The following is an 18,876-nucleotide window of genomic DNA, read 5'->3' on the forward strand; positions in this document are numbered from 1 at the left end:
AAAATTTCTAAAGTTGAGCGGAACAGACTCAACCTTGACTACGTTGTACATCGCGACAAGCATTTTCTTTATCGAAAAAGGGAGGTGTCGTGGACTCGTTCAACCCGACGACCAAGACTCAGGCGGCGCTGACCTCAGCGTTGCAGGCGGCCAGTTCCGCCGGCAATCCGGAGATCCGGCCCGCCCATCTTTTGATGGCACTGCTCACTCAGAACGAGGGCATTGCCGCACCACTGCTCGAGGCCGTCGGCGTGGACCCCGCGACGATTCGCGCAGGGGCGCAACGACTGCTCGACCAACTGCCCAGCGCCAGCGGCGCCAGCAGCCAACCCCAGCTGAGCCGGGAATCGCTCGCTGCGATCACCACGGCCCAGGGCCTGGCCACCGAGATGGACGACGAGTACGTCTCCACCGAACATCTGATGGTCGGCCTGGCCACCGGCGACTCCGAAGTTGCCAAACTGCTGACCGGACACGGTGCCTCACCCGAGGCGCTTCGCGAGGCCTTCACCAAGGTGCGCGGTAGTGCCCGCGTCACCAGCCCTGATCCGGAGGGCAGCTACCAGGCGCTGGAGAAGTACTCCACCGACCTGACCGCCGCCGCCCGCGAAGGCAAGCTCGACCCGGTTATCGGGCGCGACAACGAGATTCGTCGCGTCGTACAGGTGCTGAGTCGTCGTACCAAGAACAACCCCGTGCTCATCGGTGAGCCCGGCGTGGGAAAGACCGCGATCGTCGAGGGCCTGGCCCAGCGCATCGTGGCCGGCGACGTTCCGGAAAGCCTGCGGGACAAGACCGTCATCTCCTTGGACCTCGGGTCCATGGTGGCCGGCGCGAAGTACCGCGGCGAATTCGAGGAACGCCTCAAGGCCGTCCTCGACGACATCAAGAATTCGGCGGGCCAGGTCATCACGTTCATCGATGAGCTGCACACCATCGTCGGCGCCGGTGCCACCGGTGAGTCCGCGATGGACGCGGGCAACATGATCAAGCCCATGCTCGCCCGTGGCGAGCTGCGTCTGGTCGGTGCCACCACGCTCGACGAGTACCGCAAGTACATCGAGAAGGACGCCGCGCTGGAGCGCCGGTTCCAGCAGGTGCTGGTCGGCGAGCCGTCCGTCGAGGACACCGTCGGCATCCTGCGCGGACTCAAGGACCGCTACGAGGTGCACCACGGTGTCCGCATCACCGACTCCGCGCTGGTGGCCGCCGCAACCCTCTCGGATCGCTACATCACCTCGCGGTTCCTGCCGGACAAGGCGATCGACCTGGTCGACGAGGCCGGATCCCGGCTGCGTATGGAGATCGACTCCCGGCCCGTCGAAATCGACGAGGTCGAGCGGCTCGTCCGTCGCCTCGAGATCGAGGAGATGGCGCTGCAGAAGGAGGAAGACGACGCCTCCAAGGAACGGCTGGAGAAGCTGCGCGCCGAGTTGGCTGATTACAAGGAGAAGCTGGCCGAGCTGACGACCAGGTGGCAGAACGAGAAGGGCGCCATCGACATCGTCCGCGAGCTCAAGGAGCAGTTGGACACGCTGCGTGGCGAGGCCGACCGGGCCGAGCGCGACGGTGACCTGGCCAAGGCTTCCGAGCTGCGCTACGGCCGCATTCCCGAGGTCGAGAAGAAGCTCGACGCCGCGCTGCCGGTGGCCGAGGCTCGCGAGAATGTGATGCTCAAAGAAGAGGTCGGCCCCGACGACATCGCCGAGGTGGTCGAGGCGTGGACCGGTATTCCGGCCGGCCGGATGCTCGAAGGCGAGAGCGCCAAGCTGCTGCGGATGGAGGAGGAGCTCGGCAAGCGCGTCATCGGTCAGAAAGCCGCGGTGACCGCAGTGTCGGATGCGGTGCGACGCACCCGGGCCGGGGTGGCCGATCCCAACCGGCCGACAGGTTCATTCATGTTCCTGGGCCCGACCGGCGTCGGTAAGACCGAGCTGGCAAAAGCGTTGGCGGAGTTCCTGTTCGACGACGAGCGTGCCATGGTCCGCATCGACATGAGTGAGTACGGCGAGAAGCACTCGGTGGCTCGGCTGGTCGGTGCACCTCCCGGATACATCGGCTACGACCAGGGCGGTCAGCTGACCGAGGCGGTACGGCGGCGTCCGTACACGGTGGTGCTGTTCGACGAGATCGAAAAGGCACACCCGGACGTGTTCGACGTGCTGCTGCAGGTGCTCGACGAGGGCCGGTTGACCGACGGTCAGGGCCGGACGGTCGACTTCCGCAACACGATCCTGATCCTGACTTCCAACCTGGGTGCCGGTGGCACCGAGGAGCAGGTGATGGCGGCGGTGCGGGCGGCGTTCAAGCCGGAGTTCATCAACCGGCTCGACGACGTGATCCTGTTCGACGCACTGAATCCCGAGGAGCTCGTGTCGATCGTCGACATCCAGTTGCAGCAGCTGCAGAAGCGGCTGTCGCAGCGCAGGCTCACCCTAGAGGTGTCGCTGCCCGCCAAGACATGGTTGGCCGAGCGTGGTTTCGACCCGCTCTACGGTGCCCGCCCGCTGCGCCGCCTGGTGCAGCAGGCCATCGGCGACCAGTTGGCCAAGATGCTGCTGGCCGGCGAGGTGCACGACGGCGACGTGGTGCCGGTCAACGTCACCCCCGACGGAGAAGGCCTGGTCCTGGGCTGATTTAGCCCGCCGAAAAGACGCGAATGTCCCCCAGAATCGCGGTTCTGGGGGACATTTGCGTCTGCTCGCGCTGAGATGAACGGGTGATCCCCTCCGTCACGCCGCTCCCCGGCAAGCCCAAACTGCTCCTCGGCTCCTACGACCTGGACACCCTGGGTTACCGCGCCGAGGAGTTCTTCGTCTCGGGGACGGCTCGGTCGTATGCGCCGGAGGGTTCGGCGGATTACACGACGCGCATCGTGGTTGTTCGACCGACTGACGAAGCCAAGTTCAACGGCACCATCCTCGTGGAGTGGCTCAACGTCAGCGGCGGTATCGACGCTCCTGCCGTGTGGTTCATGGCGCACCGTGAAATCGCGCGGTCGGGTTACGCATATGTGGCGGTGTCGGCACAACAGGTCGGCGTGGAAGGCGGGGACAGTCTTGTCGGCGCCAACATGTCTCTGAAGGCGCAAGACCCCGAACGTTATTCGATCCTGCACCACCCGGGTGACGCATTTGCCTACGACATCTTCACCCAGGTCGGGCGCCTTGTGCGCGATGGCACCATCGACGGTCTCGAACCAGAAACCGTTCTCGCGGTCGGGGAGTCGCAATCAGCGATGTTCCTGACCACTTATGTCAACGATGTCGATCCCGTCGTCTCAGTCTTCGATGGCTTCCTCGTCCACTCACGGTTCGGCCCGGCCGCTCCCCTCGACGGAACCAGCGCGATACGTGCGTCGGACCCCGTACCGTTCCGGGACCACCTCCGGGTCCCGGTCCTCACAGTGCTCACCGAAACTGATGTGGTCGATGGGCATCTGCCCGGGTATCACCGAGCTCGACGGCCGGATGGCGCGCTGTTCCGGGCGTGGGAGCTGCCCGGCAGTGCGCACGCCGACAACTACACGATCCGTGTCGGGTTCATCGACAGCGGAGCCGTCCCGGCCGAACAACTCGCGGCGGCCTACGCGCCCATCGACGAGCTGATGGGAACGAAGCTGTCGTACTTCATCAATTTCGCCCCGCAACACCACTACGTCCTGCAGGCTGCGGTTGATGCGCTTGACAATTGGGTGCGCACAGGTGAGCAGGCGCCAGTGGCCGCGCCGATAGAACTATCGGACGGCGACCAGCTGGTGCTCGACGCGAACGGCCTTGCCAAGGGCGGAGTTCGCACGCCATGGGTCGACGTGCCGACGGCCCGCACGTCGGGGCTCGCCGCCAACGAGAGCCCCATGTCGTTTCTCTTCGGATCGGGGGAACCGTTCGACTCCGGCACGCTGCGGGCGCTGTACCCCGGCGGCCCGGCCGAGTATCTGGCCCGGTTCACCGAGTCATTGGACGCGGCTGTCGAAGCAGGATTCCTGCTGCCGCAAGATCGTTCAGAAATCCTGGAGCTCGCCGCGGTGATGTTTCCCGGCTGAATTTTTCCGCCGAGCAGACGTAAACCTGCCCTTTTGCAAGTGGAATTGGGCAGTTTATGTCTGCTCGCCTGGGAAACGCTACAGACTGAACCTCCCCGCGAACCCACGCAGCGGCACGTCGGCACTCGTCAACAACCCTGGCGGCGCGGCAACCACCGACGCGATCGCATTGAGTGCGGGAAGCCCCGTCACGGTCATGCCGATCGAGGCGAACGAGTCCGGATCGGACAGGTCCACACCGGGTTTCGGGAAGATCATGTGCTTGTTGTAGACACATGGGTCGCCCTTGATCTGCGTGATGTAGCAGCCCTTGATGTCCCAGCTGGGATCGGTGTGCGGGGTCATCTGCCATTCGAGATGGGTCTCCACCCGCGGCACGCCGTCGACCATGCCCTGGTATTTGATGTAGTTGCCGCCCAGCGATCCCTTGGGCAGCGTGTACCAGCCCAGATCGACGTCCTTTGTGCACGCACCGAGTTCGTAGGTGAACTTGACCTCGTCGAGCTCCAGCCCGAAGCAGTCGGCCATCATCAGCACACTGTCGGCGAAGACCCGGGTGTATTTCTCCAGCTTGCCGGGGATCGACGGGTCGTCGACCGGCAGGCCGTAGCCGACCTCGATCCAGGTGTCCTTGCTGTGATGGCATGACACGTCGACGGATTCGATGGTGGTGACGTTCTCGATCTCGGCGACATCGGCCGAACACACCACGCCCAGGATCTGATTCACGCCGGGGTTCATGCCGGTGCCGTAGAACGTAGAACTACCACGTGCGGCCGCTTCCGCCAGGACCTGGGTGACCGGTCTCCCGGAGGGATGCGGGTGGTTGGTGTCGCGGTGCCAGCCGGTGATCCAGTCGGCGGTGGTGACGATATTGATGCCGGCCTCAAGGACTTTCACGTACAGATCCTCGTCGGGGAAGACGCCGTGAAAGGTGAGTACGTCGGGACGCGCGGCGATGATCTCATCGATCGAACCTGTCGCGGTCACCCCGATGGGATCGATCCCGGCGATCTCACCCGCATCGCGGCCGACCTTTTCCGGTGTGTAGCAATGCAATCCGACCAGCTCGAGGTCCGGGCGCTTGCCGATGCGCTTGATCATCTCGGTGCCGACGTTGCCGGTCGCCACCTGGAATACGCGGATCTTCTCGGTCATAGGGTGTCTACCTTTCGTATGCGCGCCAGGTCTGCGGCACTGCCACCGCGACCGTCGGGATAGAACTGCATGGCCCACTTGCGGATTGCGGTGAAGCCCTCGTACTCAGCGGTGGCCAGCGCCGGGGGATCGGAGTAGCGCTGGTGTGACCAGATGTGGATGTCCTGGGTGAACTGGCGGATCACCTCGTCGCCGAACTCGGCGGCCTTGGTCGCCGCTCGCTCGGAATCTTTTCCGGGTGTGCGGCCGATGTAGACCATGAACCGCACGTCGGAGGTGGACTCGTCGACGGGGGTGACCGCCGAGATGGTGCGGTTGTCGATCATGCCCCAGCTCTTGGTCACCGCGATGCCCAGACCGCCGTTGATCGCCTCGACACCGCTGCGCACGTCGTCGATCGACTGTTGATCGTCACCCTCGAACGTGATCGTGAAGTCGACGTAGGAGACCGGTGCGGCGAAGTCGTGGCGGGTGAACACCGGCACGATCGGGGTCTGGTGGACGTACTTGAAATGCGCGAAGTCGACGCCGTTCTCCAGGACGTACTGCGGATGGAGTTCGAGCCCCTCGCGAAACAGCCGCTGCTGGGGGTAGTAGTCGGCCGCGCTGCTGCCGTCGGCGAAGGACGCGAATACGTCCGGCGCGTCGAAAAACGGCTCACGCCCTTCGATGTCGTGCCAGATGTAGATGATCTCGTTGCGTTCGACGACGGGGTAGGTGCGTATCCGGCGGCCGCGGTTGGGCCGGTCCTGGTAGGGGATACAGACGTTGCGGCCCTCGGTGTTCCACTGCCAGCCGTGAAATGGGCACTGGATGGCCTCGCCGACGACATGGCCACCGAATCCCAGGTGGGCGCCCAGGTGCTCGCAGAAGGCGTTCATCACGGTCACCTGCCCGGACTCCGAGCGCCAGGCCACCATCTCCTCGCCGAAGTACTTCATGGCGTGTACGGCCCCGACGTCGACCTGGTCCGACCAGGCGACCTGGAACCATCCTGTCGGTTTCATCGACAACGGTGGTTTGGCCATGACGGGAATCGTAGGAGCTTCTGTGAAACTTTGGAAGAGGGTTCTGTGAAAACGGGGTAATCTCTCGAGATGGCCGAGACCGAGGCGGGTGCGCGCCGCACCAACCGGCGCGGTGAAGCCACGCGGGAGAGCATGCTGGAAGCCGCGCGCAAGGCGCTGGCCACCGGTGATCCCGGAGCGGTGTCGGCCAACCGGATCGCCAAAGAGATCGGTGCCACCTGGGGCGCGGTGAAATACCAGTTCGGCGACATCGACGGATTCTGGGCGGCGGTCCTGCAGTGCACCGCCGAACGCCGCGCGGGCATGCTGAGCCACCGGGACGATGGTGCGCCGCTACGCCAGCGCGTCGCCGGCATCATCGACCTGCTCTATGACGGGCTGACGGCCAGCGATTCGCGCGCGATCGAGAATCTGCGTGCCGCACTGCCACGGGACCGCGCCGAACTGGAACGGCTCTACCCGAAGACGGCGGCCGAACTCTCGTCGTGGGGGCAGGGTTGGCTGCAAACCTGTCAGCAGGCCTTCGCCGATCTCGACGTGGACCCCGAGCGGGTCCGCGAGGTCGCCTCGTTCATCCCCGGCGCGATGCGCGGCATCACCTCCGAGCGTCAGCTCGGCACCTATACCGACCTCGATGTGGCCCGGCAGGGCCTCACGAACGCGATCGTCACCTACCTCGAAGAGTCTCGGTTACAGCGCTCTGATCACCAGTAACCGGGTTGTGACCTCACAAGGTGGGGGCATTTCCGCCGTCAACAAGTAGGCTAGGCCCGATGGTCCCGCTCTGGTTCACGCTGTCCGCACTCTGTTTCGTGGGTGCGGCCGTATTGCTGTACGTCGACATCGACCGTCGGCGTGGGTTGGGACGGCGCCGTAAGTCGTGGGCGAAGTCGCATGGCTTCGATTACGAGCATGAGTCGCACGAGATCCTCAAGCGCTGGAAGCGCGGGGTGATGTCGACCGTCGGTGACGTCACGGCCAAGAACGTCGTCCTCGGCCAGATTCGTGGCGAGGCGGTGTTCATCTTTGACATCGAAGAGGTCGCGACAGTGATCGCGCTGCACCGCAAGGTCGGCACGAACGTCGTCGTCGATCTGCGGCTCAAAGGCATCAAGGAGCCCCGGGAGAGCGACATCTGGCTGCTCGGCGCGATCGGTCCGCGGATGGTGTACTCCACCAACCTCGACGCCGCTCGCCGCGCGTGCGACCGCCGGATGGTCACGTTCGCCCACACCGCTCCCGACTGCGCCGAGATCATGTGGAACGAGCAGAACTGGACGCTCGTCAGCATGCCGGTCACGAGCACTCGCGCCCAGTGGGACGAGGGACTGCGCACCGTTCGCCAGTTCAACGACCTGCTGCGGGTACTGCCCCCGCTTCCGCAGAACGGCGTGGCACCGCAGTCCGGTCAGGGCAGCCAGGCTGCGCTGGCCCGTCGCGCAAGCTCGCCCAGTCGCCCGTTGGCGCCGACCCCCGCCGGGCGTCGGGAGCTGCCGCCGGGCCGGGCCGATGCGGCACCCGGACGTGGTGATGTCAGTCGTTACACCCAGCCGCGCCAGGAGCCGGGCCGCCCGGATGTGATTCGTCGCACCCCGCCGCCGGCCCGCAACGGACGTCACGCACCGCACTACCAGCGGTAGGCGGCACAGCCAGAGCAGTTGAGTACCCTCTAGGTCGTGTCTCGCCCCCTCGCGCTGAACTTAGGACAGAACTGACGTGGCAGTGCGGGCGCTGATCGCGGCGGTGATGGCGGTATTTCTCGTCGTCACCGCGGGCTGCACATCCGATCAGCCGCAACGCACGTATGAAGCGTCCACCGCAGCGATCGGGGACTCCCTCGACATTCTCGGCTGGCATCTGACGGTGTCGAATCTGCGGTTCGACGCCGAACACGTACTGGTCGATGTCGAGGGCTCGGCCTCGGGCGATGCCCGTGCCAAACCAGAGGACATCCGGTTCGGTCTGTACGGCGCGCTGGCGCATCCGATCGAGGCCGATGCACTCCATGGCTGCGATGCGATGACCAACCTGGGGATCCGGCCGCTGTCGGCGCCGTCGCCTGACAAGCTCAGCGGCACAGTATGTTTGGGGCCGCAACGTGAACAGAACCAGGTGCGCGGAGTCTATGTGTACTCGCCACGCGAGCGCATCCCGGGAACCACGGTGGCCTACCCGGCGGCGTTTCCGGTGGGGATGATGCCCACCAGCGTCAATGACACCGGCGTCACCGTCAAGACCTCCAGCGTCGATGCGTTCAGTGCCGACGGCGGTCAACTGGCGCCGACGGCGATCGGCGATCCCACCGCCTTCGCCGGCCAGGGGTACATGCTGCTCGGACTCGAAATCGACGGTGCCGCAAAGCGTTACGGAGAAGACGCGGCCGCCCGCGGCGGGCCGTTGATGGTGGTGACCGGCCCGACGCTGCCGCCGCCGGGGCTCAGCCACCTCTGCTCGGTGTACGGCTCGTCGGTGCTGCTCCTGCCGGAGGCCTCGCGTGAGGCGGTCAACGTCCGGGCGTCGCTGTGCACGCAGGGAGAGATCAACGCCGCGCTGCTGTACGCGTCGGTGTCGGTGATCGGCACCCACGCCGCCCTGTGGACCACCGGTGGCTGAGAGCGCCGGCCCGACGGAGTGGGGCGAGGCCCCGGGGGTGGGCCCGTGGGAGGGGCCGCTACCCGTCGGGGACGCGCGCTACGATCCTGAGCTGTTGCGCGACGGGGATACCCGCAATGTCGTTGACGCCTACCGGTATTGGACCCGGGAGGCGATCATCGCCGACATCGACCGGCGGCGGCACCGGCTGCACATCGCGATCGAGAACTTCGGCAACGACGCCAATATCGGTGCGGTGGTACGCACCGCCAACGCCTTCGCAGTAGACACCGTGCACATCGTGGGCAAGCGCCGCTGGAACCGGCGCGGCGCCATGGTGACCGACCGGTATCAGCGGTTGTGCCACCACGACACCACCGCCGAACTGCTGTCGTTCGCCGCCGACGCGGGGCTGACCGTCGTCGCGGTGGACAACGTGCCCGGCGCCGTGCGGCTGGAGCAGACCGAACTACCCCGCGACTGCCTGCTGATCTTCGGTCAGGAAGGCCCGGGCATCACCCCGGAGGCGCAGGCCGGGGCAGCCGTCACCGTGTCCATCGCGCAGTTCGGATCGACCCGCAGCATCAACGCCGGAGTCGCCGCCGGAATTGCCATGCACGCGTGGATCACTCGCCACGCGGATTTTTCTGCGGCCTGGTAGCGCCCACCCTCACGCGCGATACATGCGGAAAACTGCCCCACATGCCGCCAATTCGGCGGCCCGGTAGGGCAGGATCGTGAGTATGGATCAGCTATGGGCTAACCGTGCGGCCAGCGCCGAAGCTGCGATAACCCAACGGCACCTGACAAAACTCTGGGGTCTGCCGGGTACTCAGCTCGGTGTGGTGGCTTGGCCGGCGACCAAGAAGTACCGCAAGTTCGGAACCTGGCACTACTGGTGGCAGGCACACCTGCTCGACTGTCTGGTCGACGCGCAGGTGCGTAATCCGCAGCCGGAGCGCAGAACCCAGATCGAGCGCCAGATCCGTGGACACTGGCTGCGCAACAACCTGTCCTGGACCAACAACTACTACGACGACATGGCCTGGCTGGCACTGTCCCTCGAGCGGGCCGGACGCCTGGTCGGGGTGGAAAAAGCCCATGCGCTCAGAAAGCTGTGTTCGCAGTTCGTCGACGCCTGGGTGCCCGAGGACGGTGGCGGCATACCGTGGCGCAAACAAGACCAGTTCTTCAACGCCCCGGCCAACGGTCCCGCCGGGATCTTCCTGGCCCGCTACGACGACCGGTTGCGCCGCGCCCAGCAGATGTCCGACTGGATCGACGACACCCTCATCGATCCGGAAACCCACCTGGTGTTCGACGGCATCAAGGCCGGCTCGATGGTGCGGGCGCAGTACACCTACTGCCAGGGCGTGGTGCTCGGTCTTGAGGTCGAACTCGCGGTGCGGACCGGTGACGCCCGGCACGCCGAACGGGTCCGCCGTCTGGTGACCGCGGTGGACAAGGAGATGACCACCGACGGTGTCATCAAGGGGGCCGGCGGCGGCGACGGCGGGTTGTTCAACGGCATCCTGGCGCGGTACCTGGCGCTGGTGGCCACCACGTTGCCGGGGGACAGCGCGCAAGATGAGGCCGCTCGCGAGGCGGCCCGGTCGATCGTGCTCAAGTCCGCCGAGGCGGCGTGGAACGGCCGCCAGACCGTGGACGGGTTGCCGTTGTTCGCGGCATTTTGGGACCGGACCGCCGAGGTGCCGGTTGCCGAAGGTAAACAAGCCGAGTTCGTCGACGGCGCGGTCAACGCGTCGGCGATCCCCGAACGTGATCTGTCAGTTCAGGTTTCCGGCTGGATGTTGATGGAAGCAGCGCACACCCTGTCCGAGTAGTCCCCGCGTCGTCACTTGGGGCGGCCCGAAACTGAGCGTGCGCTCAGCTGGGACTAGGTTAAGCATCGTGAGAGATGTGCTCGCCGGACTGCTGGCAGTCTGGCGTGCCGGCGGAACCGCGGGCCTGGCCACAGTGGTACGGACGTTCCGTTCCGCACCGCGGGCTGCCGGGGCCTCGATGGTGGTCGCGCCCGACGGCACCGTGACGGGTTCGGTATCCGGAGGCTGCGTCGAAGGAGCGGTGTACGAGCTGGCCGGCGAGGTGGTCGCCGGGGGCACGCCGGCGCTGCAGCGGTACGGGGTGAGCGACGACGACGCCTTCGCCGTGGGGCTGACCTGCGGCGGCATCCTCGATGTGTTCGTCGAGCCCGTGTCGAAGCGGACGTTCCCGGAACTGGAAGCTCTGGTCGACGACATCGAAGGGCACCGGTCTGCCGCGACCGCCACCGTCATCGCCCACCCTGACCCCGCCTGGGTGGGCCGGCGACTGGTCATCCGCACCGATGAGGTGACCGGCACACTCGGTTCGGCCCGTGCCGACAGCGCGGTCACCGATGACGCCCGCGGTCTGCTCGACACCGGCCGCAGCGCGGTCCTGACATTCGGACCCGACGGTGAACGCCGGGGTGAAGGCATGGAGGTGTTCGTCGCGAGCTTCGCGCCACCTCCGCGGATGCTGGTGTTCGGAGCGATCGACTTCGCGGCCGCCGTCGCCCGTCAGGGCTCGCTGCTCGGCTATCGCGTCACGGTGTGCGATGCGCGCCCGGTCTTCGCCACCCCAGCCCGCTTCCCGACCGCTGACGAGGTTGTCGTCGACTGGCCCAACCGATACCTGGCCGCGCAGGCCGCTGCCGGCGCGATCGACGGCCGCACCGTCATCTGCCTGCTCACCCACGATCCGAAGTTCGACGTGCCACTGCTCGAGGTGGCGCTGCGGTTGCCCGAGATCGGCTACATCGGTGCGATGGGTTCGCGGCGCACGCACGATGACCGCATGGTCCGGCTACGCGAGGCCGGCCTGACCGGCGAAGAACTCGCGAGGCTGTCCAGCCCCATCGGGCTGGACCTCGGTGCCAGAACGCCCGAAGAGACCGCGGTCTCGATCGCGGCCGAGATCATCGCGCAACGTTGGGGCGGCACCGGCACGCCGCTGACCGGCACCGGCGGCCGCATTCATCACGAGCACAGTCATCATGAACACAACGACCCGAGTGAATTGAGGAGTGGTCAGTGACCCGAGCCAGGATCGATTTCCCCAGCCGGATCGGCGTGTGGTGGGCCAGTGACACCTGGGCCATGCCCGAGGCGCAGCAGGTTGCGCGGGAGATCGAAGCTCTGGGCTTCGGCTCGTTGTTCCTGCCCGAGGTGGTCGGAAAGGAGGCGCTCACCCAGTCGGCAGCGTTCCTGGCTGCCACCGAACGGCTCGTAGTGGGGACCGGTATCGCCAACATTCACGTGCGGGTGCCGTCGGCCGCTGAATCTGGAGCCCGCACCCTCACGGCGCTCTACCCGGGCCGGTTCGTGCTCGGGCTGGGTGTCAGCCACGGACCGCTCGTCGAGCACGGCCTGGGCGGCACCTATGCGAAGCCGCTGGCCACGATGCGCACCTACCTGGAGCGCATGGCGGCGGTGCCCGAACAGATCGAACCCGGGGTCGGACGTCCACCGCGGCTGGTGGCCGCGCTCGGCCCGAAGATGATCGAGCTGTCCGGCACCCACGCCGATGGCGCACACCCCTACCTGGTCACACCGGAGCACACCGCGACGACGCGCGAGATCCTGGGCACCGATCCCTGGGTGGTGTCTGAACAAGCCGTCGCCATCGGCGGAGACGACGCCGACCAACTGGCACGGGCGCACAAGCACCTTGACGTCTACAGCGGTCTGCCCAACTACCGGAACTCGTGGCTACGGCAGGGTTTCGACGACACCGACCTGGTTCGCGGCGGATCGGACCGACTGGCCCGCAAGCTCGTCGGCATGGGTTCGGTCGGTCAGGCGGCAGCGGCGATCACCGCGCACCTGGATGCCGGCGCCGATCACGTCGTCGTGCAGGCACTGGGAGAGAACCCGACGGCCGACCCGCGCCCGGCGCTGCGCGAGCTCGCGGCCGCGCTGAATCTTACGTAGCCGGGGCGGCTAGACCTGCTCGGCGGCCTTCTTGGCGGCGCGGCGGCGCCTGAGCCACTCGATGAACATCGGTGCCACCGACGCCACGACGATCAGGATGAAGATCGGCTCGAGCAGCTTCTGGATGATCTCGAACTGACCCAGCCAGTAGCCCAGGAGCACGAGGCCGACACCCCACACCACCGCTCCGAGGACGTTGAACGTCGTGAACACCGAATAACGCATCTTCGCGGCGCCGGCGACGAGCGGTGCCAGCGTCCGCACGATCGGCACGAAGCGGGCGATGACGATTGCGAACGGGCCGCGCTGCTCGAAGAATCCGTGGGCCTCGTCGAGGTACTTCTGCTTGAGGATCCGGGCGTCGGGCTTGAACATCTCGACACCGATGAACCGGCCGATGAGGTAGCCGACCTGGCCGCCGAGAATCGCCGCGACGGGGATGAAGACCAGCAGCTGCCAGAGTGCGAAGTTCGCGTCCACCGACGTTCCCTGCGCGGCGGTGCCCGCGGCGAGCATGCCCGCGACGAACAACAACGAGTCACCGGGCAGGACCGGGAACAGTACCCCGGACTCGACGAAGACGACGACGAGGATGCCCACCAGGGCCCAGGTGCCGAAGGATCCGATGAGGTGCAGCGGATCCATGAAATCCGGCATGAGCGCCAGATTGGTCGTAGCCTCAGGGAGGGCGATGTCGATCACGACTCCCTAGGGTACCTGGGCCCCACCAGCGGTCTTCACCTGCGATAACTCGCGTCCAGATGGAAGGACATGCCATGCCGATCGCCACTCCTGAGGTCTATGCCGAGATGCTGGCCCGGGCCAAGGAGCATTCCTTCGCGTTCCCGGCCATCAACTGCGTCGGCTCCGAGAGCGTCAACGCCGCCATCAAGGGTTTCGCCGACGCGGGAAGCGACGGCATCATCCAGTTCTCGACCGGCGGGGCCGAGTTCGCTTCGGGGCTCGGCGTCAAGGACATGGTGACCGGTGCCGTCGCGCTGGCCGAGTTCGCGCACGTGGTCGCCGAGAAGTACCCGATCACGGTGGCCCTGCACACCGACCACTGTCCGAAGGACAAGCTGGACACCTATGTGCGTCCGCTGCTGGCGATTTCCGGCGAGCGCGTTGCCGCGGGCCGCAATCCGCTGTTCCAGTCGCACATGTGGGACGGCTCGGCAATCCCGATCGACGAGAACCTGGCCGTCGCGCAGGAACTGCTGAAAATCGCGGCCGCGGCCAAGATCGTGCTCGAGGTCGAGATCGGCGTGGTCGGCGGTGAAGAGGATGGCGTCGAGGCCGAGATCAACGAGAAGCTCTACACCTCGTCGGAGGACTTCGAGAAGACCATCGACGCGCTGGGCGCCGGCGAACATGGCGCTTACCTGCTGGCCGCGACGTTCGGCAACGTGCACGGCGTCTACAAGCCCGGCAACGTGGTGCTCAAGCCCGAGGTGCTCGCCGAGGGGCAGCGGGTGGCCGCCGCGAAGCTCGGGTTGCCCGGTGACGCAAAGCCTTTCGATTTCGTCTTCCACGGCGGGTCGGGTTCGCTGAAGTCCGAGATCGAGGATTCCCTCAAGTACGGCGTGGTGAAGATGAACGTCGACACCGACACCCAGTACGCCTTCACCCGTCCGCTGGCCGCGCACATGTTCACCAACTACGACGGTGTGCTCAAGATCGACGGCGAGGTCGGCAACAAGAAGGTGTACGACCCGCGGAGCTACCTCAAGAAGGCCGAGGCGTCGATGACCGAGCGCGTCATCGAGGCCTGCAACGACCTGCACAGCGCGGGACGCAGCGTCACCGCCGGTTAGGCGGTCAACCGGCCGTAGCCGATGATCCCCGCGATCTCGGCGTCATCGAGGGTGTGCACCCGGATGCCGCCCTCCTCGTTGCCGCCGATGGTGGTGATCGCGTTGTCATCCACGGTGACAACGAAATTCGTGTGCAGCCCGAGCGGGCTGCCATCGGCGTACATCACTACGTCACCGGTGCGCGGTCGGTATCCCGCCGGATCGGTGAACCGGCCCGCGGCCTGGTAGTACTCCTGCAGCGTGTACACGCCCGGGATGCGCCAGCTCCCCGAGTTCGGGTTGGCCAGCGGTTGGCCCGCCTCGTTGAGCACCCAGCTGACGAAGTCGGCGCACCACGGCTCCTCGACGCCTTCGGAGAAGTGGCTGCCACCGGGCTGAGCGTCGTACTGCGACTGCAGCACATCGACGATGCGCGCCTGCGCCGGATCGAGTGCGGTGCGGTCGATCTCGGGGAAGGTGCCGGGGTGCCGGACCAACAGGGTGGTCAGGCCCACCACGATGACCGCGCCGAATGTGCACAGTGTCAACCACAGTTTGGGGCCGCGCAGGGTCACCGGACCAGATTAGCCGGTGGGTGTCTGGCAGATCTTCCACTGATTGTCGCGGAACTGGAGGTCGAAGCTGCGGGTGGACCGGGTTTGCGGGGCAAAAGCCATGAAGCTGGTGACGTTGGCCTCGGCGTGGTCGCCGCTGACGACCACCTGGTCGATGCTGGCCACCACTGGGTACTGCTTGGCGCCCTCCACCCGGGCGTGAGTTTCGTCCCAGGCCTTCTGGTCGTATTTGACGTAGTTGTCGCGGGTGGAGCCGCAGGTCATCGATCGCAGGGCGGCCAAGTCGCCACGCTGGATTGCCGAGTCGAAGTCCTGGATCGTCGTGCGGACGTCGTCTTCCTGGGAGGACGGCGACGACGATTTGCGGGTCAGCAGGACGGTCCCGAGCACTGCGATCGCCACCAGGGCCGCGATCACCAGTACGACTGCGACCACCCATCCCCAGCTGCGGCGGGCAGCGGGCGCCGGTGGCTGATCCGATTCCTCGCGCGGCGGGATAACTTGCGGAGCAGCGCCTTTCGGTACTTCCTCGGTGACCGTGTCGCCCTCGGTGGGCGGCGCGAACACCTCGGTCTCCGGGTCGGGTGGAGTGTCGATCTTCTGGGTCGATCCGTCGAACCCGGACGGTGCGGTGAAGCGTCGTTCTTCGTTGAGGTGCACTTCCCCTGTGACTTCGTCGGCCGAGCCGAAGATCTCGGTGGCCGGCTCGGACAGGGCGGACAGGTCGGCAGCGGAAGGCAACTCCACCTTCTCGGTCGGTGTGTCGCTATGGTCGGTGCGATTTTCGTCAGGTCCCGTTGGGTTAGACATCCCTGCTGCGGTCCTCCCGTACGTCGGTACCGGTGGAGCTTATCGGTCGGTGCACAATAGGCCCATGACACGGATGGGTGATTTGTTGGGGCCGGATCCGGTCCTCCTTCCCGGGGACCCCGAGGCCGAGGACGAATTGGCTGCGGGTGAAAAGGCTGCCGTCGTGGCGGCCGCCCACCCGTCGGCGTCGATCGCATGGGCGGTGTTGGCCGAGCGGGCGCTCGCCGACGACAAGGCCGTCACCGCATATGCGTATGCCCGCACCGGGTATCACCGTGGGTTGGATCAGTTGCGGCGGAACGGCTGGAAGGGTTTCGGCCCGGTGCCGTTCGCCCACGAGCCGAACCAGGGATTCCTGCGGTGTGTGGCCTCGCTGGCCCGGGCGGCCGACGACATCGGTGAGACCGACGAACTCCAGCGGTGCCTCGATCTGCTCGACGACTGCGATCCGTCGGCCCGGGCCGAACTCGGCCTGGCCTAGTCTTTCGCCTCGCAGGAGCAGTCGTCCGCTGATTCGGGCGGCTCCACCTGCACGGTGGCGTGGGCCAGACCTCGGGCGTTCAGTACTGCGCGCGCGTCGTCGAGCACGCGGACGGTGTCGGCATTGCTGGTCAGGTGCGCGGTGACCATGTCTTTCCCGGGGACCAGCGTCCACACGTGCAGATCGTGCACGCCGGTCACGCCTTCCACCGCCCCGAGCGCGGTACGCAGCTCCTCGACGTCGATGTGCTGCGGGGAGGATTCACTCAGGATCCGCAGCGCTGCCCGAGCCAACGCGATGGCCCGCGGGAGCACCCACAGGGCGACGAGGACTGCGACCACGACGTCGGCGTAGGGCCAGCCGGTGGTGACGGTGACGATGCCGGCAATCAGGACGCCGATGCTGCCGACGGTGTCGGCCACGACCTCCATGTAGGCGCCTTTGACGGCCAGGCTGTCCTTGGAGTGCGACCGGAGCATCATCACCACGACGGCGTTGGCGGCCAGTCCGGCCAGGGCCACGACGATCATGGGCACACCTGGGACGTCGGGCGCATTGCCGAAGCGTTCGATGGCCTCGTACAGGATGAAGCCCGCCACGCCCAGGAGCAGGGCGGCGTTGGCCACGGCGGTGAAGACCTCGGCCCGGTGCCAGCCGTAGGTGCGGGCGGGGGAGGAGCTGCCGCGCTTGGCCAACAACACCGCGGTCAAACCCATGAACATGGCGACCAGATCGGTGAGCATGTGGCCGGCGTCGGCGAGCAGGGCGATCGAGTTGATCAGTAGCGCGGTGACCAGTTCAAGGACGAAGAATGCGCTGAGGATCGCCGCGGCGATGATCATCCTGCTGACGCGGGTATCGCTGCTGTGACTGTGATCGTGGCCGGCACCCATGCCCCGAAATATATGCGGAAGTACGCATATGTCGCAAGTGTCAGAGCCAGCCGGACCAGAAGCGGGTCAGCCGGCTGCCGAGCGAGACCAGCACACTCGGCACTCCGGAGAGGTCGACGAACCAGAAGACGACCGAGAAGAACCACCGGTTGAGCGTGGGTGTGATCAGCAGGATCAACAGGATGAAGAAACCCCACTGCTTGGCCGGCTCCAGCGCCCGCTGGGTGTCGGGGCTCAGGTGTGGTTCCAATGCGCCGTATCCGTCCAGCCCGGGGATCGGCAGCAGGTTCAGCAGGACCGCAGTGACCTGAAGGAAGCCCAGGAAGGCCAGCCCGGACCAGAACACCCCGTGGGCCGGGTCGAAGAAGATCCGGGTGATGCCCAGCAGTAGCGCGCCCAACACCAGGTTGGCGGCCGGGCCGGCGAGGCTGACCAAGGTCTTCTGCCGCGCAGTCATCCACGAGGTGCGGACGTAGACGGCCCCGCCGGGCAGGCCGATGCCGCCGAGGGCGATGAACAGCACTGGCAACCCCAGTGACAACAGGGGGTGTGAGTACTTGAACGGGTTGAGTGTGAGGTAGCCGCGGACCGCGACGTCATGATCACCGAATCGCCACGCGGTGTAGGCGTGGCCGAACTCGTGGAGGCACAGCGACACCAGCCAGCCGGCGATCACCAGGATGAAGACGCCCACATATGACAAGGGCTTCACGTTGTCGGCGGACAGCCAGGCCAGCACCCCGCCGGCCACGGTGATCGCGACGACGGCCAAAAAGACCGGGCTGGGCCGTACCGACTGATGCAGCGGGCGGATGTTCACGATTCGACGCTACCTGCAGTGTTGGTAGATCAGCCGACTCTCAGCCAGCCTTCGGTGTGCCGGTAGAACGTCGAGCGCCGGACCGTCCTGGGCGCGGCCACCCCATCACGGATCACCTGGGCGCCCGGGGTGCCCAGCTGCGCGGCGCGGCCGACGACCCAGCCGCGCGTGCGGCCACGGTCGGAGACCACGCTCGCGCGCAGCCCGGGCATGTTCGCCGTCGGCTCGACGCGGACACCGGGTGCCTCACCGTCGAACAGCACGCAATCGTCGACGATGGCCTCGCCTTGTAGCGGCGCGCCGTCGACTCCCTGCCAGTGCGCCGCGCTGACGAGCACCGTTCCCGTCTCATCGCGGATCAGCGGGACACGCCGGGCGGTGGCACGGAGCGCGCGTCGGGCCGACCAGATACCGGCTGCCGCAGCGACCTCGACATCGAGCCGATCGGTGCGCAGCAACGCGGTGAGTACGGCGGAAAGCTCGGCTTCACCGCCGGTCACGACCACTCTGCGGTGGGTGCCGAGGTCATCGACGCCGACCCTCGGCAGGCCCTGGAGCGGGCGCGGAACACGGCCTGTACCGACCACCGCGACCCCATGTGAGGCGGACAAAACTGCTCCTCGCGGTCAAGAAAATGTGTTCGCAGCGTGTGCTGGGATAAGGTGACCTACCGGCTGCACCACACTAGTGCGGAAGATTGAGCGGGA

General features: G+C 66.4%; 19 protein-coding genes. 11 read left to right on the forward strand and 8 right to left on the reverse strand.

Translation table 11 applies throughout. The features are described 5' to 3' along the window. Positions 1-89 precede the first annotated feature (89 nt). The gene (gene clpB, locus ACZYZF_RS07265) at positions 90-2,636 is read left to right on the forward strand and encodes an ATP-dependent chaperone ClpB (protein ID WP_463835045.1); all 2,547 of its coding nucleotides are present in this window, start codon (positions 90-92) and stop codon (positions 2,634-2,636) included. An 86-nt stretch (positions 2,637-2,722) separates the two neighbouring features. Beyond that, positions 2,723-4,045 (forward strand): alpha/beta hydrolase domain-containing protein, encoded by a 1,323-nt coding sequence (locus ACZYZF_RS07270; RefSeq protein WP_463835157.1) that lies wholly within the window; start codon positions 2,723-2,725, stop codon positions 4,043-4,045. Positions 4,046-4,123: 78 nt separating this feature from the next. Here ACZYZF_RS07270 and ACZYZF_RS07275 read toward each other — a convergent pair whose 3' ends face one another. Further along, positions 4,124-5,203 (reverse strand): NAD(P)H-dependent amine dehydrogenase family protein, encoded by a 1,080-nt coding sequence (locus tag ACZYZF_RS07275; protein ID WP_463742853.1) that lies wholly within the window; start codon positions 5,201-5,203, stop codon positions 4,124-4,126. Next, positions 5,200-6,231, reverse strand: coding sequence for a Rieske 2Fe-2S domain-containing protein (locus ACZYZF_RS07280; protein ID WP_463742852.1), 1,032 nt, complete (start codon positions 6,229-6,231; stop codon positions 5,200-5,202). The genes ACZYZF_RS07275 and ACZYZF_RS07280 overlap by 4 nt, the downstream gene beginning before the upstream one ends. Before the next feature lie 69 nt (positions 6,232-6,300). On the opposite strand from ACZYZF_RS07280, the gene ACZYZF_RS07285 reads away from it, so the two are divergent. The 7 genes from ACZYZF_RS07285 (at position 6,301) to ACZYZF_RS07315 (ending at position 12,797) form a co-directional block, all read left to right on the forward strand. Then, positions 6,301-6,945, forward strand: a complete 645-nt coding sequence (locus tag ACZYZF_RS07285; RefSeq protein WP_463835046.1) for a TetR/AcrR family transcriptional regulator — start codon at positions 6,301-6,303, stop codon at positions 6,943-6,945. A gap of 59 nt (positions 6,946-7,004) precedes the next feature. Beyond that, a complete protein-coding gene (ttfA, locus tag ACZYZF_RS07290) occupies positions 7,005-7,871 on the forward strand; it encodes a trehalose monomycolate transport factor TtfA (protein ID WP_463742850.1) in 867 nt (288 codons plus the stop codon). Between the two features lie 82 nt (positions 7,872-7,953). Continuing rightward, positions 7,954-8,844: a hypothetical protein gene (locus ACZYZF_RS07295; RefSeq protein WP_463744104.1), complete on the forward strand. Its 891-nt coding sequence runs from the start codon at positions 7,954-7,956 to the stop codon at positions 8,842-8,844. Next, entirely contained in the window at positions 8,837-9,484 is a 648-nt protein-coding gene (locus ACZYZF_RS07300; RefSeq protein ID WP_463742849.1) for a TrmH family RNA methyltransferase, read from the forward strand. Before ACZYZF_RS07295 ends, ACZYZF_RS07300 begins: the two co-directional genes overlap by 8 nt. A gap of 82 nt (positions 9,485-9,566) precedes the next feature. Further along, positions 9,567-10,667 carry a glycoside hydrolase family 76 protein gene (locus ACZYZF_RS07305; RefSeq protein WP_463835048.1) on the forward strand — a complete coding sequence of 367 codons (1,101 nt, stop codon included), beginning with the start codon at positions 9,567-9,569 and terminating at the stop codon, positions 10,665-10,667. Positions 10,668-10,734: 67 nt separating this feature from the next. Continuing rightward, positions 10,735-11,901 carry an XdhC family protein gene (locus ACZYZF_RS07310; RefSeq protein ID WP_463835050.1) on the forward strand — a complete coding sequence of 389 codons (1,167 nt, stop codon included), beginning with the start codon at positions 10,735-10,737 and terminating at the stop codon, positions 11,899-11,901. Then, the gene (locus tag ACZYZF_RS07315) at positions 11,898-12,797 is read left to right on the forward strand and encodes an LLM class F420-dependent oxidoreductase (RefSeq protein WP_463835052.1); all 900 of its coding nucleotides are present in this window, start codon (positions 11,898-11,900) and stop codon (positions 12,795-12,797) included. The genes ACZYZF_RS07310 and ACZYZF_RS07315 overlap by 4 nt, the downstream gene beginning before the upstream one ends. Positions 12,798-12,806: 9 nt before the next feature. Here the strand turns inward: ACZYZF_RS07315 and ACZYZF_RS07320 are convergent, their stop codons facing one another. Beyond that, complete coding sequence (locus tag ACZYZF_RS07320) at positions 12,807-13,454, reverse strand: VTT domain-containing protein (protein ID WP_463744103.1); 648 nt, start codon at positions 13,452-13,454, stop codon at positions 12,807-12,809. A gap of 119 nt (positions 13,455-13,573) precedes the next feature. Between ACZYZF_RS07320 and fbaA the strand changes: the two genes are divergently transcribed. After that, positions 13,574-14,611 (forward strand): class II fructose-bisphosphate aldolase, encoded by a 1,038-nt coding sequence (gene fbaA, locus ACZYZF_RS07325; RefSeq protein WP_463742845.1) that lies wholly within the window; start codon positions 13,574-13,576, stop codon positions 14,609-14,611. Here fbaA and ACZYZF_RS07330 read toward each other — a convergent pair. Continuing rightward, the gene (locus ACZYZF_RS07330; protein WP_463742844.1) at positions 14,608-15,165 is read right to left on the reverse strand and encodes a CHAP domain-containing protein; all 558 of its coding nucleotides are present in this window, start codon (positions 15,163-15,165) and stop codon (positions 14,608-14,610) included. The genes fbaA and ACZYZF_RS07330 overlap by 4 nt on opposite strands. A 9-nt stretch (positions 15,166-15,174) precedes the next feature. Then, a complete protein-coding gene (locus ACZYZF_RS07335; protein ID WP_463835054.1) occupies positions 15,175-15,975 on the reverse strand; it encodes an Rv0361 family membrane protein in 801 nt (266 codons plus the stop codon). Positions 15,976-16,039: 64 nt separating this feature from the next. Between ACZYZF_RS07335 and ACZYZF_RS07340 the strand changes: the two genes are divergently transcribed. Continuing rightward, entirely contained in the window at positions 16,040-16,456 is a 417-nt protein-coding gene (locus tag ACZYZF_RS07340; protein ID WP_463742842.1) for a DUF3151 domain-containing protein, read from the forward strand. Here ACZYZF_RS07340 and ACZYZF_RS07345 read toward each other — a convergent pair. The 3 genes from ACZYZF_RS07345 to ACZYZF_RS07355 are packed head-to-tail and all read right to left on the reverse strand — an operon-like array spanning position 16,453 to position 18,780. Further along, positions 16,453-17,349, reverse strand: coding sequence for a cation diffusion facilitator family transporter (locus ACZYZF_RS07345; protein WP_463835056.1), 897 nt, complete (start codon positions 17,347-17,349; stop codon positions 16,453-16,455). The two genes, ACZYZF_RS07340 and ACZYZF_RS07345, sit on opposite strands and share 4 nt — an antisense overlap. A gap of 40 nt (positions 17,350-17,389) precedes the next feature. Then, positions 17,390-18,169 (reverse strand): site-2 protease family protein, encoded by a 780-nt coding sequence (locus ACZYZF_RS07350; RefSeq protein WP_463742840.1) that lies wholly within the window; start codon positions 18,167-18,169, stop codon positions 17,390-17,392. 29 nt (positions 18,170-18,198) lie between these two features. Next, positions 18,199-18,780 (reverse strand): hypothetical protein, encoded by a 582-nt coding sequence (locus ACZYZF_RS07355; protein ID WP_463835058.1) that lies wholly within the window; start codon positions 18,778-18,780, stop codon positions 18,199-18,201. Between the last annotated feature and the right edge of the window lie 96 nt (positions 18,781-18,876).

It is taken from the genome of Mycobacterium sp. IDUB_24 (genome assembly GCF_055419385.1).